Origin of the sequence: Arenibaculum sp., assembly GCF_035998295.1 — a bacterium.
In the GTDB taxonomy this organism is placed as follows: Bacteria; Pseudomonadota; Alphaproteobacteria; order Azospirillales; family Azospirillaceae; genus DASYHS01.
The window spans coordinates 1-15,010 of record NZ_DASYHS010000259.1; the positions used below are offsets into that span (position 1 = coordinate 1).

General features: G+C 70.7%; 15 protein-coding genes. 7 read left to right on the plus strand and 8 right to left on the minus strand.

Annotation, left to right across the window (positions count from 1 at the left end; translation table 11 throughout):
* From VGO20_RS23995 to VGO20_RS24015, 5 genes are all read left to right on the plus strand, one after another.
* Positions 1-633: F0F1 ATP synthase subunit alpha (locus VGO20_RS23995; protein WP_473964865.1), on the plus strand; the 633-nt coding region annotated here is incomplete at its 5' end.
* Between the two features lie 62 nt (positions 634-695).
* Entirely contained in the window at positions 696-1,586 is an 891-nt protein-coding gene (locus VGO20_RS24000) for a F0F1 ATP synthase subunit gamma (RefSeq protein ID WP_327504923.1), read from the plus strand.
* A 46-nt stretch (positions 1,587-1,632) separates the two neighbouring features.
* Positions 1,633-3,072 (plus strand): F0F1 ATP synthase subunit beta, encoded by a 1,440-nt coding sequence (gene atpD, locus VGO20_RS24005; protein WP_327504924.1) that lies wholly within the window; start codon positions 1,633-1,635, stop codon positions 3,070-3,072.
* A gap of 95 nt (positions 3,073-3,167) precedes the next feature.
* Positions 3,168-3,584, plus strand: a complete 417-nt coding sequence (locus tag VGO20_RS24010) for a F0F1 ATP synthase subunit epsilon (protein ID WP_327504925.1) — start codon at positions 3,168-3,170, stop codon at positions 3,582-3,584.
* A gap of 113 nt (positions 3,585-3,697) precedes the next feature.
* Complete coding sequence (locus VGO20_RS24015) at positions 3,698-4,519, plus strand: ferritin-like domain-containing protein (protein WP_327504926.1); 822 nt, start codon at positions 3,698-3,700, stop codon at positions 4,517-4,519.
* A 36-nt stretch (positions 4,520-4,555) separates the two neighbouring features.
* On the opposite strand, the gene VGO20_RS24020 is transcribed toward VGO20_RS24015, so the two are convergent.
* From VGO20_RS24020 to VGO20_RS24040, 5 genes are all read right to left on the minus strand, one after another.
* The gene (locus tag VGO20_RS24020) at positions 4,556-5,443 is read right to left on the minus strand and encodes an RNA polymerase factor sigma-32 (RefSeq protein ID WP_327504927.1); all 888 of its coding nucleotides are present in this window, start codon (positions 5,441-5,443) and stop codon (positions 4,556-4,558) included.
* A gap of 106 nt (positions 5,444-5,549) precedes the next feature.
* Positions 5,550-6,395: a metallophosphoesterase family protein gene (locus VGO20_RS24025; RefSeq protein ID WP_327504928.1), complete on the minus strand. Its 846-nt coding sequence runs from the start codon at positions 6,393-6,395 to the stop codon at positions 5,550-5,552.
* Between the two features lie 124 nt (positions 6,396-6,519).
* A complete protein-coding gene (locus VGO20_RS24030; RefSeq protein ID WP_327504929.1) occupies positions 6,520-7,023 on the minus strand; it encodes a CarD family transcriptional regulator in 504 nt (167 codons plus the stop codon).
* Between the two features lie 355 nt (positions 7,024-7,378).
* The gene (gene fdxA / locus VGO20_RS24035) at positions 7,379-7,717 is read right to left on the minus strand and encodes a ferredoxin FdxA (protein ID WP_327504930.1); all 339 of its coding nucleotides are present in this window, start codon (positions 7,715-7,717) and stop codon (positions 7,379-7,381) included.
* A 74-nt stretch (positions 7,718-7,791) separates the two neighbouring features.
* Positions 7,792-8,265, minus strand: coding sequence for a tellurite resistance TerB family protein (locus VGO20_RS24040; protein ID WP_327504931.1), 474 nt, complete (start codon positions 8,263-8,265; stop codon positions 7,792-7,794).
* Positions 8,266-8,384: 119 nt separating this feature from the next.
* Between VGO20_RS24040 and VGO20_RS24045 the strand changes: the two genes are divergently transcribed.
* Positions 8,385-9,023, plus strand: a complete 639-nt coding sequence (locus VGO20_RS24045) for a DUF938 domain-containing protein (RefSeq protein ID WP_327504932.1) — start codon at positions 8,385-8,387, stop codon at positions 9,021-9,023.
* 32 nt (positions 9,024-9,055) lie between these two features.
* Here the strand turns inward: VGO20_RS24045 and VGO20_RS24050 are convergent, their stop codons facing one another.
* The 3 genes from VGO20_RS24050 to VGO20_RS24060 all read right to left on the minus strand — a co-directional run bounded on the left by VGO20_RS24050 (position 9,056) and on the right by VGO20_RS24060 (position 12,914).
* Positions 9,056-9,838: a hypothetical protein gene (locus tag VGO20_RS24050; protein ID WP_327504933.1), complete on the minus strand. Its 783-nt coding sequence runs from the start codon at positions 9,836-9,838 to the stop codon at positions 9,056-9,058.
* A 170-nt stretch (positions 9,839-10,008) separates the two neighbouring features.
* The gene (locus VGO20_RS24055; protein ID WP_327504934.1) at positions 10,009-10,380 is read right to left on the minus strand and encodes an RNA-binding S4 domain-containing protein; all 372 of its coding nucleotides are present in this window, start codon (positions 10,378-10,380) and stop codon (positions 10,009-10,011) included.
* Positions 10,377-12,914 carry a helicase-related protein gene (locus tag VGO20_RS24060; protein ID WP_327504935.1) on the minus strand — a complete coding sequence of 846 codons (2,538 nt, stop codon included), beginning with the start codon at positions 12,912-12,914 and terminating at the stop codon, positions 10,377-10,379. Before VGO20_RS24060 ends, VGO20_RS24055 begins: the two co-directional genes overlap by 4 nt.
* Positions 12,915-13,061: 147 nt before the next feature.
* Between VGO20_RS24060 and htpG the strand changes: the two genes are divergently transcribed.
* The gene (htpG, locus tag VGO20_RS24065) at positions 13,062-14,942 is read left to right on the plus strand and encodes a molecular chaperone HtpG (RefSeq protein WP_327504936.1); all 1,881 of its coding nucleotides are present in this window, start codon (positions 13,062-13,064) and stop codon (positions 14,940-14,942) included.
* Positions 14,943-15,010: the final 68 nt, after the last annotated feature.

Here is a 15,010-nt window from a genome sequence, read left to right on the forward strand (position 1 = left end):
TACCTGCATTCGCGCCTGCTCGAGCGCGCGGCGAAGATGAACGACGACCACGGCGCGGGCTCGCTGACGGCGCTGCCGGTCATCGAGACGCAGGCCGGCGACGTCTCCGCCTACATCCCGACCAACGTGATCTCGATCACGGACGGGCAGATCTTCCTGGAGACCGGCCTGTTCTACAAGGGCATCCGCCCGGCCATCAACGTCGGCCTGTCGGTGTCGCGCGTCGGCTCGGCCGCCCAGATCAAGGCGATGAAGCAGGTCGCGGGCACCATCAAGCTCGAGCTCGCCCAGTACCGCGAGATGGCGGCCTTCGCCCAGTTCGCCTCGGACCTCGACGCCGCGACCCAGCGGCTGCTGAACCGCGGCGCCCGCCTGACCGAGCTGCTGAAGCAGCCGCAGTTCAGGCCGCTGCCGGTCGAGGAGCAGGTCGTCTCGATCTTCGCGGGCGTGCGCGGCTACCTCGACAAGGTCCGCATCGATGACGTGAACCGGTTCGAGGCGGCCCTGCTCGACGAGGTCCGGACCAGGGGTGCCAACATCCTGGACGCCATCCGGACCGAGAAGGCGCTGAGCAAGGACACTGAGGAAAAGCTGGCGGGCTTCATCGACAACTTCGCCAAGGTGTTCGTCTGAGCGGGGGTCTCCCCCGCTCACTCTGCCCGACAGGGCTCACGACGGCGAAATGAAGGCCCGGAATGCCAAGCCTCAAGGACCTCAAGAACCGGATCGCCAGCGTCAAGTCGACGCAGAAGATCACCGCCGCCATGAAGATGGTCGCCGCCTCGAAGCTGCGCCGTGCGCAGGAGCAGGCGGAGGCCGGCCGCCCCTATGCCGAGCGCCTGGGGCGGATGCTGACCTCGCTGGCCGCCAACGTGCAGGGCACGGGGGAAGGCCCGAGGCTGATGAGCGGCACCGGCAGCCAGGATACCCACCTGCTGGTCGTGATCACCGCCGATCGCGGCCTGTGCGGCGCGTTCAACAGCTCGGTCGTGCGCGAGGCGCGCCGCCAGATCCAGCGCCTCCAGGGCGAGGGCAGGACGGTCAAGGTCGTGACCGTCGGCCGCAAGGGGCGCGACCAGCTCCGCCGCACGTTCTCGGGACTGATCGTGCACAGCTTCGAGGAGATCGGCCGCAGGCGGCTGAGCTTCGCCGAGGCGGACATGATCACGGCCAAGGTCCTGGAGATGTACGACGCGGGCGAGTTCGACGTCTGCTCGGTGGTCTTCAACCGGTTCAAGTCCGCGATGACGCAGATCGTGACGGTCCAGCAGCTGGTGCCGTTCGCGGTGCCCGAGGCGGCCGAGACGACCGACGCCGCGGCCGAGGCCAAGGCGCTGTACGAGTTCGAGCCCGACGAGGAGCAGATCCTGGCCGATCTGCTGCCGAAGAACCTGTCGATCCAGGTGTACCGGGCCCTGCTGGAGAGCGCGGCGAGCGAGCAGGGCGCCCGGATGACCGCCATGGACAACGCGACGCGCAACGCCGGCGACATGATCAACAAGCTGACGCTGACCTACAACCGTACCCGCCAGGCCGTCATCACCAAGGAGCTGATCGAGATCATCTCCGGTGCCGAGGCGGTGTGACGAAGGCCCAGTGTCGACAGACTTAGGTTCCGAGGGAGCGAACCCGATGGATGCAATCACCCAGACCACCAACACGGTCGGCAAGATCACCCAGGTCATGGGCGCCGTCGTCGACGTCCAGTTCGACGGCGAGCTGCCGGCGATCCTGAACGCGCTGCACACCACGAACGAGGGCAAGACCCTGGTGCTCGAGGTCGCGCAGCATCTCGGCGAGAACACGGTCCGCGCCATCGCGATGGACACCACGGACGGCTTGGTCCGCGGCCAGCAGGTCACGGACACCGGCGCCCCGATCGCGGTGCCGGTCGGCCCCGAGACGCTGGGCCGCATCCTGAACGTGATCGGCGAGCCGATCGACGAGCGGGGCCCGGTCAACGCGGCGCGGTCGCTGCCGATCCACCGCTCGGCGCCGGAGTTCACCGAGCAGTCGACCGAGGCCCAGGTCCTGGTCACGGGCATCAAGGTCATCGACCTGCTGGCACCCTACGCCAAGGGCGGCAAGATCGGCCTGTTCGGCGGCGCCGGCGTCGGCAAGACCGTCACGATCATGGAGCTGATCAACAACGTCGCCAAGGCGCATGGCGGCGTGTCGGTGTTCGCCGGCGTGGGCGAGCGCACCCGCGAGGGCAACGACCTCTACCACGAGATGATGGAATCGGGCGTCATCAAGACCGACGGCCCCGGCTCCAAGGTGGCGCTGGTCTACGGCCAAATGAACGAGCCGCCGGGTGCCCGCGCGCGCGTCGGCCTGTCGGGCCTGACGCTGGCCGAGTACTTCCGCGACGAGGAAGGCCAGGACGTTCTGTTCTTCGTCGACAACATCTTCCGCTTCACCCAGGCGGGCTCGGAAGTGTCGGCGCTGCTCGGCCGCATCCCGTCGGCGGTCGGCTACCAGCCGACGCTGTCGACCGACATGGGCGCGCTCCAGGAGCGAATCACCTCGACGAAGAAGGGCTCGATCACCTCGGTCCAGGCCATCTACGTGCCTGCCGACGACCTGACCGACCCGGCCCCGGCCACCTCCTTCGCCCATCTGGACGCGACCACCGTGCTGTCGCGCTCCATCGCCGAGATGGCGATCTTCCCGGCGGTCGACCCGCTCGACAGCACGTCGCGCATCCTCGACCCCCGCGTCGTCGGCGAGGAGCACTACGAGGTCGCGCGCTCGGTCCAGCGCGTGCTGCAGACCTACAAGTCGCTGCAGGACATCATCGCGATCCTGGGCATGGACGAGCTGTCCGAGGAGGACAAGCTGGTCGTCGCCCGCGCCCGCAAGATCCAGCGCTTCCTGTCGCAGCCCTTCCACGTGGCCGAGGTCTTCACCGGCACTCCCGGCAAGCTCGTCAGCCTCGAGGACACCATCAAGGGCTTCAAGGGCATCGTGAACGGCGACTACGACCACCTGCCCGAGGCCGCCTTCTACATGGTCGGCACCATCGAGGAAGCGGTCGAGAAGGCCCGCAAGATGGCCGCCGAAGCGGCCTGACCTCCCGATCCCGCGTCCGGCTCTCTCTCCCCGCGCAGAGAGGGCCGGGCGGCCGGGCGGGTCCCCGTCCGACGTGCATGTGACAGGAAGCGAACATGGCCGACAAGGTCGAATTCGAGTTGGTCTCGCCGGAGAAGCTGCTGGTGTCCCAGGCGGTCGACATGGTCGTCGTGCCGGGCGGCGAGGGCCATTTCGGCGTGCTCCCCGGCCATGCGCCGATGATCACGACCGTGCGGCCGGGCGTCATCGACATCTTCGAGGGCGACCAGGTCGTCGACCGCATCTTCGTCGCCGGCGGCTTCGCCGAGGTGACGGAGGAACGGTGCACGGTGCTGGCCGAAGAGGCGGCGTCCGTCGCGTCGCTCGACCGCGCGGCGGTCGAGAAGCAGGTCCGCGACCTCGGGGAGGACGTGGCCGACGCCAAGTCCGATACCGAGCGGGCGGCGGCCGAGGCGCGCCTCGCCGTCGCGCAGGCCAAGCTGGAAGCGATCGGCGGCACCACCGCTCATTAAAGGGCCGGCCTGCGCCGGGGCTTGGCAACGGGGAAGGTTTACCCCCAAATTGACCTCCGGTGAGCGCGGGACCTTTCGCTTCCACCGAAGGAAAAGGCGGGGATACTTTCACGATGGCTCGCAGACATTGGACTCTCGACGACCTGCCGTGGGACCGGCTCGACCCGTCCCAGGTCGATGACGGGCTCGTGGCCATCATCAAGGCCGCGGCGCTGGTCGAGTACAACGGCGACGACTACGCCACATATCTGTGCAACGTCTTCCACGACGACCCCGAGTTCCAGCAGGTGGCCCGCGACTGGGCCGTCGAGGAGATCCAGCACGGGCAGGCGCTCGGCCGCTGGGCCGAGCTGGTCGACCCCTCCTGGAGCCTGGAACGGGCGTCGCGCCGCTTCTGCGACGCCTACGCGCTGGACCTGTCCGCCGACCAGTCGGTCCGGGGTTCGCGCAGCGGCGAGCTGATCGCGCGCTGCATGGTCGAGACCGGGACCAGCTCCTACTATACGGCGCTCGGCGACGCCTGCCGGGAGCCGGTGCTGAAGGAGATCTGCCGGCACGTCGCGGCGGACGAGCTGCGCCACTACAAGCTCTTCTACACCTATCTGAGACGCTACCTGGAGAAGGAGGAGCTCGGCCGGCTCAGCCGTCTGCGCATCGCGCTCAGCCGGATCATGGAGTCCGAGGACGACGAGCTCGCCCGCGCCTACTGGGCGGCGAACGCGGCCGAAGGCGAGGACTACGACCTCGCGCGCTTCTCGCGGGCCTATATGAGCCGCGCGTATTCCTACTACCGGCCGGGGCACGTCGACCGCGGCATGGCGATGATCTTCAAGGCCGTTGGGCTGAAGCCGCAGACCCGGCTCTTCTCGGCCGCGTCCCGGATCGCGTGGTGGTTCATGGACCGCCGCCTCAAGGGCCTGGCCAAGGCCGCCTGAGGAGAGCCGAGGGGGCGACCGCCGCGGCGCGGCGGGTCAGGCTTCCAGCAGCAGGTCGGTATGGTGCTCGGCCCGGCGCAGCATGCTCTCGCGCAGCTTCGTCAGGGCCCTGTGCTCGAGCTGGCGGACGCGTTCCTTGGAAACGCCGAGCGCGCGGCCGAGCCGCTCCAGCGTCGCTCCGTCGTCGCGCAGCCGGCGCTCGGCGATGATCGCGCGTTCCCGCGGGGTCAGCTCGCCGAGTGCTTCGGCGAGCCAGCGCGAGCGCGTCGCGCCGTCGCGCATGCCGATCACGACGTCCTCGGGGCTCGGGCGGCCGTCGGCGAGGACGTCCTGCCATTCGCCCTCGCCGTCCTCGGACAGCGGCGCGTTCAGCGACTGGTCGGCCCCCGACAGGCGCAGCTCCATCGCCTGCACCTCGTTCTCGTCGACCGACAGGGTCTCGGCGATCTTCGCCCGCCCCTCCGGCGTCAGCACGCCGTTCAACTCCGCCCCTTCGATCCGGGCGCGCAGGCGCCGCAGGTTGAAGAACAGCGCCTTCTGGGCGGCCGTCGTCCCGGTCCGGACGATCGACCAGTTGCGCAGGATATAGTCCTGCATGGCCGACCGGATCCACCAGGCCGCATAGGTGGAGAAGCGCACGCCGCGCTCGGGCTCGAAGCGGGCCGCCGCCTGCATCAGCCCGACATTGCCCTCCTGGACGAGGTCGCCCATCGGCAGCCCGTAATTGCGCAGGCGCGTCGCGTTCGCGACGACGAGGCGGGTGTGGGAGCGCACGAGGTCGTGCAGCGCCCGCTCGTCTCCGCCCTCACGCCATCGGCAGGCGAGTTCGTGCTCGTGGTCGCGCGCGAGCATGGGCTCGCGCATCGAGGTCTCGATGAAGTTCCGGTTCGCTTTCTGCGTCTCGGGGTCGTCGATATGCGCCATCGTCCTGCCCTTCCCCTGCGCGGCTTGTCTCGGGTTGATACGAGGCATCGCGGGGAATGGATCGGTGGCGGGCGAAAATTCGCGCGAAAAAGTTCCGGCCCGGAGGTCAGGCCTCGATGATCTCCAGGATCTCGCCGGACGGGGCCAGGCAGGCGCAGGCGAGCCGGCCGCCGAAACCGCAGCCCGCGTCCAGGGTCGCGGCGTGGTCGGTGACCGCGATGCCGCCGCGCGCGGGATCGTAGCCCCGGACGACCCGGGCGAAGGTCTCGTAGGGGCCGGAGATGCGCTGGAAGCCCGGAGCGCCCCACCAGAAGGCGTCGCCCTGCGCCGCCAGCGGCCGGGCCGGGTCCAGGCCGGCATGGACGAGCAGCAGCCCGGTCGGCTCGCGCCCGCCTTCGCCGCCCTCGTTCCTGCCGGGAAGGCTCGTATAGGCGGCGCGTCGCAACGCGCTCGCCAGGTTCTCGTGGCCCGGCCGGTCGCGCATCGCCGCGCGCAGCGCGTTGGTCCAGCGGGTCAGCGCGACCGCGCCCTCGCGGGCCGCGCGCAGCCCGGCCTCGGCACTGCCGCCATAGGCGGCCAGCGTCGCGCCGACGCCCTGGTTGAGCATCCAGCCCAGGACCTCGGCCGGGTTGGGCGCGAACTGGAGCTGCAGCAGCTTCTGCCACATCTCCTCCTGCGCGCCGCGCAGATAGACGATGTCGTCGGCATCGAGGCCGGGAACGGCGAGCAGCGCGATGCGGAAGCCCAGCAGCTCGTCCAGCGTCTCGGTGACGGCGGGGCCGTGGCCGACGAGGTTGCCGAGATAGACGAGCCGGTCGCCGGCGACGAAGCGCTTGCCGACCTCGTCATGGATCGCCCCCAGCCGCCCGGCGTCGCCGTGGATGGCCCCCACGGCCCAGACGCGGCGGGGCTGCCGCAGATCGGCGAAGCGCTGGTTGTCGGAGGTCAGCATGCGGGAATCGGTGCTCCGGCTCGACGAGAACCGGGCCGGAGTGTAAGCGCCGGCGGCGTTGCGCGGAAGAGAGAAACCGCAGGGGCGGCGCCCGGGGCGCCGGTTCCGCCCCTGGCCCGGCGTATCAGGCGGCCGCCTTGGTCAGGACGGCTTCGAGCCTCTCGGTCGCCCTCAGCTCGTCGATCCGCTCGACGGCGGCGAGTTCGCGCGCGAGGCGCTCCAGCGCCGCCTGGTAGATCTGGCGCTCGCTGTAGGACTGGTCGGACTGCTCGGTGCCGCGATACAGGTCGCGCACCACCTCGGCGATCGACACCGGGTCGCCGGAATTGATCTTCGCCTCGTATTCCTGGGCGCGGCGGCTCCACATCGTGCGGCGGATCTTGCTCTTGCCCGTGAGCGTCTCCAGCGCCTCCTTGATCCGGTCGCGGCTGCTGAGCCGGCGCAGGCCCGAGTTCCGGGCCTTGCCGACCGGAACCTTGAGCGTCATGCGCTCCTTCTCGAAGGTGATCGCGTAAAGGGTGACCTCCTGCCCGGCGATCGTATGCGTCTCGATCCCGGCGACGCGGCCGACGCCGTGTGCGGGGTAGACGACGAAGTCGCCGGCCGCAAAATCAAGCTTGCTCGTCATTCCCAGTTGCTCTCACTTCACGCACGCCGGCCTTGACGGAAGCGTCACGGCCAGAGGACAAGGTAGGACCCCGCAGCCGGTGCGCAATCTGCGGCCCGAACCGGCGGTAACGGCAGTCGGAGTCCTGGGCGTCAGGAAAACCGGCGCGTCTTCCGTCGCGCCGCAATGCCAACGATCATATAGGATATGACGGGTGGGTTACAAAGGGTTCGAGCGCGACCATTTCGCACCGCGGCATGAGTTGCCGGATGGCGGCCCTGCGGAATCTGCATGACCATGCGGACGAACTGCACGAGCCGGAACGATTCGCCGGCGCGTCACGACCCGGGCGCGCTGCCGCGCCCGGGCTTCGGGCTCACGAACCGGAGCCGGGATTCGCGCTGAAGAACTTGTCGAACTTGCCGGCCGTGCCCTTGAATTCGTCCGCGTCGGCGGGCGGCTCCTTCTTGCGGGTCAGGTTCGGCCACTTCTCGGCATAGTCGCGGTTCATTGCCAGCCAGGTTTCGGCATTCGGCTCGGTGTCCGGGATGATCGCTTCCGCCGGGCATTCGGGCTCGCACACGCCGCAGTCGATGCACTCGTCCGGGCTGATGACGAGCATGTTCTCCCCTTCGTAGAAGCAGTCGACCGGGCAAACCTCGACGCAGTCCGTGTATTTGCACTTTATGCAGAGTTCCGTAACGACGTAGGGCATCCTCGTCTTCCCTCTCTCCTGTGCGGCAGCGGCGCCCGCCGGAACGCTGCCGCCGGTGTTACCCCAGTGCTCTCTCAGGCGTCCGGGGCGGGATCGGAAAGCCCCATGCGGTCGAGCACCCGTTTGCGTGCTGCACCCCGGTCGCGGTCGGAGACGTAGAGCAGTCCACCCACCCTGCGCAAGAGGCTCGCTTCCAAATCGTGCAAGTGCCCGTCGGCGTAGACCACCTCCCATAGCATCTCGATCATTTCGATCCGCTCGGCCTCGTCGAACCGGTCCTTGAGGGTGGAGGTGAAGCGGTGCCACTGGGCGGGGCCCTGCGTTTCCTTGTGCGCCGCCTCGGCGAGGCTGCGCGCCTCCTCCTCGCTCAAGGAGAAGCGGCGGCGGACGATGTCGGCGATCACGGCCCTCTCCTCCGGGCCGATTCCCTCGTCCATCCTGGCGGCCTCGAACAGCAGCGCCGCGGCGGCCAGCTGCACCTTGTCCTTCCTGCCGATTTCCTCTTCCTCCGGGTCGCCCTGGAGGAAGGTCATGATCCTGTTGAGCATCGGTCGATCGTCCTGGCTGCGGTCGGGTGTCGTTCCCTACATGGTGGCCTCGCCGGGCTTGCCAAGCGCAAGCGCCCGGGAGGGTTGCCGCGCAAGGCGGCCGGCGCTAGCCTGTTTCCATGACCGGTCCCGCCGACGACGTTCCCGAAGGCCCCCCCGCCGCCGATCCGCGCCGCCGCCACGCGCCGGCCGCCGAGCGCAACCGCGACCCCATACTGGCGGTCCTGCGCCGGGTGCTGCCGGAGCGGGGCGTCGTGCTGGAGGTGGCGAGCGGCACCGGCCAGCATGCCGCCCATTTCGCCCGCGGCCTGCCGCACCTGGTCTGGCAGCCGAGCGACCCCGACCCGGACAACCGGGCCAGCATCGCGGCCTGGACCGGGGGCATCGCGACCGTCCGCCCGCCGCTCGACCTCGACGCCGCCGGCGGCGACTGGCCGGTGGAGCGCGCGGACGCCGTCGTGTGCATCAACATGATCCACATCGCCCCCTGGCCGGCGGCGCTGGGCCTGCTCGCCGGCGCCGCGCGCGTGCTCGGCCCCGGCGCGCCGCTCTGTCTCTACGGGCCTTTCAGGCGCGGCGGCCGGCACACCGCCCCCTCCAACGAGGCGTTCGACGCCGACCTGCGGCGCCGCGACCCCGCCTGGGGCGTGCGCGACCTGGACGAGGTGGCGCGCGCCGCCGAGGCGGCGGGCCTGCGCCCGGACGACGTGGTCGAGATGCCGGCCAACAACCTTTCCGTCGTGTTCCGGCGCTCCTGACGCCCGCTCCTGACGCCCCCTCCTGATACCGGTCAGGCCACCGGCTGCGGGTCCGGCGCCCGCCGGCGCAGGTTCTCCAGGACCGCGGGTTTGGCGTCCGGCTCGATCGTGACGACGCACAGCACCTGGTCGGCGCGGGTCAGGTTGGCGGCGAAATGCGCGTTGACCCTCTCGTCGGGCGAGCGGTCCATGCGCGGGAAGAAGTCGGGGGCGACCATCGCCTGGCCGCCCAGCACGGCGCCCGTGTCCTCGACCAGCACGAGGTTCGGGTTGAGCGCGCGCGCGATCCTGCCCGCCAGTTCCGCCAGGGCGGGGTCCTGCGGGCCGGGGATCTCGGGATACAGGCGCACTCCGTCGATGCGCGGGAACATGCCCTGCAGCAGCTTGTAGAAGACGGGGTTGTAGGTCTTGCTCGAGACGACGTCCGGCAGGTTGCGGGGGTCGTCCTCGCAGATCCGCTCGAAGAAGAACCGCGTCAGCCGCTTGAACAGCGCGCCCTGGCGATGGCTGCCGGCGACCATCGCGGTCCAGATGTAGAGGCTGTCGACGCCCGGCTTCCTGAGCCAGCGCGAGGCGAGCAGCCCGAGGACCCTTCCGTCCGCCCGGTCGGTGGCGAGCCCGAGATGGTCGTAGTCCTCGAAGATCGTGGGCTGGGTCCCGAAATACTGGCGGACGTTGAAGTCCGGCATGCCCGCCTGCAGGTCCTCGACCACCCGCGCGCCCATCTCCGGCGTGAACGCCCGGTCCTTGCGGGTGAAATTCAGGTCGTAGTCTTCGTAGCGCCGGCTTTCCGCCGATGTCCGCCCCCCGGTCATCCCCGTCTCCTGCAAGGTTGAAACGGGCACAGGCCCGCGGGTCCATGCTATCCGACCGGATTGCACATGGCGAAAGCAATTGATGTACAGCTAATCCGAACGAAAGGCCAGATGCGAGGGGGCGATGTTCCGGAGCGCCGTTCCGACCGTTGCGTCCCAGGGCAGGCGCCTCAGGGCCGGCGCGGCAGCGCCGTGTCGGCCGAGGGAGGGGCCAGGTCCTCGTACAGCGTGCGGGCCTCGGCCGGGGGCCCGCGGCGGCTGCCGATGGCCGTGATCCGCACGACCCGGACATGCCCGCCCTGGACGAAGGTCAGCACGTCGCCGGGCCTGACCGCGTGGTGCGCCTTGGTGACCGGCGCGCCGGCCATGCGCACGCCGCCGGCGTTGCACAGCTTGGCGGCGAGGCTGCGCGACTTGAAGAAGCGCGCGTGCCACAGCCACTTGTCGATGCGGATGCGCCCCGGCCCCGGGTCGGGCAGCCCGTCCCCGTCCCCGCCGTCTTCGGGGCCGTCTTGGGGATCGTCGCGGTCGTTCGGGCTCATCCTCGTCCGGCCAGGTGCCTCAGCTTCGCGAACGGGGAATCCTCGAAGGCGCCCTTGCGCTGGATGGGCGGCTTCGGCCGCCGGTGGCCGTGGCCGCCGCGGCCGCGCTTCCAGGTGACGGCCCCGTCCTCCTCCTCGCGCCGGCGGTAGCCGAGCGCGCCCAGCACGCCTTCGAGCTCCGCCACCGAGGAACCGATCATCTGGGCGAGCTGCGGGCTCGCCTCCAGCCGCTGCGTGGGGTCGCGCCGGTAGAGCTCGCCCTCGAAGCGCTCCAGGATGTCGACGCGCACGGCCCGGGGGCCCAGCGGCGGGTATCCGATCGCCTCCCAGAAGCCCGCCGGCGCCGGCCCCGTCGGCACCGCGATCCGTCCTGGCGGCGGCGTCGGCGGCGGCAGCGGCATGCCGTTGCGCACGGCCCACAGCAGCGCGCGCAGCGCCACCGCCGCGGGCTTCACGAGTGCCGGCAGGAAGACGTGCCCGGTGCCGAACCGCACGCCCAGCGCCGCCAGCGCCTTGCGCTCGGACTTGTCGAGCGTGGACAGCGCCGGCTCGACCGCGCCGCGTGCCACGCTCCCCAGCGCCTCGGCGATCTGGAAGGCGATGCCGCGGGCGGTGCCGCCGATCTCGACCCCGGCCGCCTCGGGCGCGGTCAGGCGCATCAGCGGCGCCAGGCGCGCGGCGACGTGGCTCTCGACCCAGCGGGCGAGCCGGGCGCGCAGCCGGTCGCGCTGCGCCCCGTCCAGCAGGTCGTCGTGGACCGGCACCACGCCCGGCACCAGCACCGAGGGGCCCGGGCCGAGCCGCGCGACCGGCGCGCCGGTCCAGCTCAGCGTGCCGTCGTCGGCGAGCGCGAACGCCTCGTCCTCCGCCTGCTCCAGCGCGCGCACGCGCCGGGCGATCTCGCCGCCCAGCACGCGGCGCGCCGCCGCCATCAGCGGCCGCGTGTCGTCCTGCGCGGCCTCGGGGTCGAGGATGAAGCGCAGCCCCTCGATCCGGCCGACCGGATGCCCCTCGACCAGCACCTCGCCGTCGGGCCGGACCGCGCCCAGCAGCTCGGCGCCGGACTGCAGGCTGCGGACCAGCAGGGCCGAGCGGCGGTCGATGAAGCGCTGGGTCAGCCGCTCGTGCAGGGCATCCGACAGCTTGTCCTCGATCGCGCGCGTCCGCTCCTGCCAGGCGCCGGGGTCGGCGAGCCAGTCGCCGCGATGGGAGACGTAGGTCCAGGTCCGGATATGCGCGATGCGCGCGACCAGCGCGTCGATGTCGCCCTCGGTGCGGTCGAGCCGGGCGACGTGGCCCGCGACCCAGTCCTCCGGCAGGTGCCCGCCCATGCCCGGCCCGCCGGCCGCCATCAGGTGGCGGTAGATCTGGGAGAGCAGGCGCGTGTGGGCGTCCGACATCACCTTGCGGAAGTCGGGGATCTGGCAGACCTCCCACAGCAGGCGCACCGCGCCCCGGTTGCGCGCCAAGCCGGCGATCTCAGCGTCGGCGGCCAGGGCCGCCAGCGCCATCTGGTCGTCGGCCTCGCGGACGCGCACCAGCTCCGGGACGTCCGGGCGCATCTCGAGCGAGCGCAGCAGCGCCTTGGGGCTGTCGAACCGGAGGTCGGCGTTGCGGTACGTCAGCGAGGTCAGCGGCTCGAACGCGTGGTTCTCGACCCGCTCCACCGTCTCCTCGTCGATGCCCTGGGCGTCGGCGGTGGTCCCGAAGGTGCCGTCGCTCATGTGCCGGCCGGCGCGGCCGGCGATCTGCGCGATCTCCGTCGCCCGCAGGCGCCGCGGCGCCCAGCCGTCGAACTTCACGAGCTTGGCGAAGGCGACGTGGTCGACGTCCATGTTGAGGCCCATGCCGATCGCGTCGGTCGCGACCAGGTAGTCGACCTCGCCGGCCTGGTAGAGCCCGACCTGCGCGTTGCGGGTGCGCGGGCTCAGCGCCCCCAGCACCACGGCCGTGCCGCCGCGCTGGCGGCGGATCAGCTCGGCCAGCGAGTAGACGTCGGTCGCCGAGAAGGCGACGACGGCCGAGCGGGGCGGCAGCCGCGTCAGCTTCTTCGTCCCGGCATAGCTGAGCTGCGAGAAGCGCGGCCGGGTCACGAAGTCGACGCCCCGGACCAGCTTCTGGATCAGCGGCCGGATCGTCTCGGCGCCGAGGAACATCGTCTCGTCCATGCCGCGCGCGTGCAGCAGGCGGTCGGTGAAGACGTGGCCCCGTTCCGGGTCGGCGCAGAGCTGGATCTCGTCCACGGCCAGGAACGACACCGGCCGGTCGAGCGGCATGGACTCGACCGTGCAGACGAAGTAGCGCGCCCCCGGCGGGACGATCTTCTCCTCGCCGGTGACCAGGGCCACCGCGGCCCGTCCCTTGGCCTTGACGATCTTGTCGTAGTTCTCGCGGGCCAGCAGGCGCAGCGGAAAGCCGATCATTCCCGACCGGTGGCCCAGCATCCTCTCGACCGCGAGGTGCGTCTTGCCGGTGTTGGTCGGGCCCAGGACGGCGGTGACGCGGCCCCGGTCGCCGGAAGCGGTTGACTGCATGGCTACAGCATTGGGGCTGCCCCCGCCTTTTGCAAGTGCGGCAAGGGGAGCCGCCCGGCCGTGCGGAGGCTTGCGCGCAAGAGGTGCTTTGCACATATCTGCGCCACGCTCCACCCGCTCTAACGCCCTACCCGAAGGTGACAATCGATGACCGAGGAACGGCTCAGTTTTCAAGCGGAGGTCAGCCGCCTGCTCGACATCGTCGCGCACTCGCTGTACAGCGACAAGGAGGTCTTCCTGCGCGAGCTGGTCTCGAACGCCTCGGACGCCTGCGACCGGCTGCGCTACGCGTCCCTGACCCAGCCGGAACTGTCGGCCGACGATCCCGACCTGCGCATCCGCCTGGTCGTCGACGAGCAGGCGCGGACCCTGACCGTGGCCGACAACGGCGTCGGCATGAGCCGCGACGACCTGATCGAGAACCTGGGCACCATCGCGCGCTCCGGCACGGCCGCCTTCCTGGGCCGGCTCACCGGCGACGCGCGCAAGGACGTCAACCTGATCGGCCAGTTCGGCGTCGGCTTCTACTCCGCCTTCATGGTCGCCGACCGCGTCGAGGTGCTGACCCGCAAGGCCGGCGAGGACGCCGGCTGGCGCTGGCTCTCCGACGGCAGGGGCGAGTTCACGATCTCCGAGGCGCCCGGCCTGCCGCGGGGGACCCGCGTGGTGCTGCACCTGAAGGAGGAGGAGGGCGAGTTCCTCGAGGAGGCGCGCCTGCGCGCCGTGGTGCGCAAGTACAGCGACCACATCGCCCTGCCGATCCTGCTCGGCGACGGCGACGGCGCCCCGACCCTGAACCGCGCCTCGGCGCTGTGGACGCGCTCGCGCTCCGAGATCACCGAGGACGAGTACAAGGAGTTCTACCACCACGCCGGCCATGCCTTCGACGACCCGTGGCTGACCCTGCATTGGCGCGCCGAAGGCAAGATCGAGTACACGAGCCTGCTGTTCGTGCCCTCGTCCCGGCCCTTCGACCTGTTCGACCCCGCCCGCAAGCACCGCGTCAAGCTCTACGTCCGGCGGGTGTTCATCACCGACGAGGCCGAGGGACTGGTGCCGGCGTATCTGCGCTTCCTGCGCGGCGTCGTCGACAGCGAGGACCTGCCGCTCAACGTCAGCCGCGAGATGCTCCAGCACAACCCCGTGCTGTCGCGCATGCGCGCCGGCATCACGCGCCGGGTGCTGGGCGACCTCGTCCGCAAGGCCGAGGACGCCGAGCAGGCGGAGGCCTACGGCCGCTTCTGGGAAGCCTTCGGCGCCGTGCTGAAGGAAGGGCTGTACGAGGACGCCGAGAACCGGGACCAGATCCTGAAGCTGTGCCGGTTCCGCAGCACCGCCGCCGACGGGCTGGTCTCGCTCGCCGACTATCTCGGCCGCATGAAGGAAGGCCAGGACGCCGTCTACTACATCACCGGTGAGGACGCCGACGCGCTGATGCGCAGCCCGCAGCTCGAAGGCTTCCGGGCCAAGGGCGTCGAGGTTCTGCTGCTGACCGATCCGGTCGACGAGTTCTGGCTGCCCACTGTCGGTGAGTACGAGGGGCGCCGGTTCAAATCCGTCACGCGCGGCGGCGCCGACCTGTCCAAGGTCAAGGCCGAGACGGCGCCCGAGCCGGCGGAGACCGTGCCGGAAGGGGCGATGGGCAGCCTGATCGCCCTGTTCAAGACGACGCTGGGCGACGCGGTGAAGGACGTCCGCGCGTCGGAGCGCCTGACCGACAGCGCCGTGTGCCTGGTCGCCGACGAGGGCGACATGGACATGCACCTGGAGCGGCTGCTGAAGCAGCATCGCCAGCTCTCGGCCGAGGCGCGGCGCATCCTGGAGGTGAACCCCGCCCATCCGCTGATCCGCCGCCTGGCGGAGCAGGCCGGCGGCGACGGGGCGGCTTCCGGCCTGGAGGACGTCGCCTGGCTGCTGCTGGACCAGGCGCGAATCGTCGAGGGCGAGCCGCTCCCCGATCCGGCCGCCTTCTCGCGCCGCCTTGCCTCGCTGCTGGAAAAGGGCATCGCACCGCCGCTGGCGGCCTGACGCCGGGGCCATTGGCGGCCTGACGCCGGGGCCGCTGTCGGCCTGACATCGGAGCCGGGGGCGGCCGG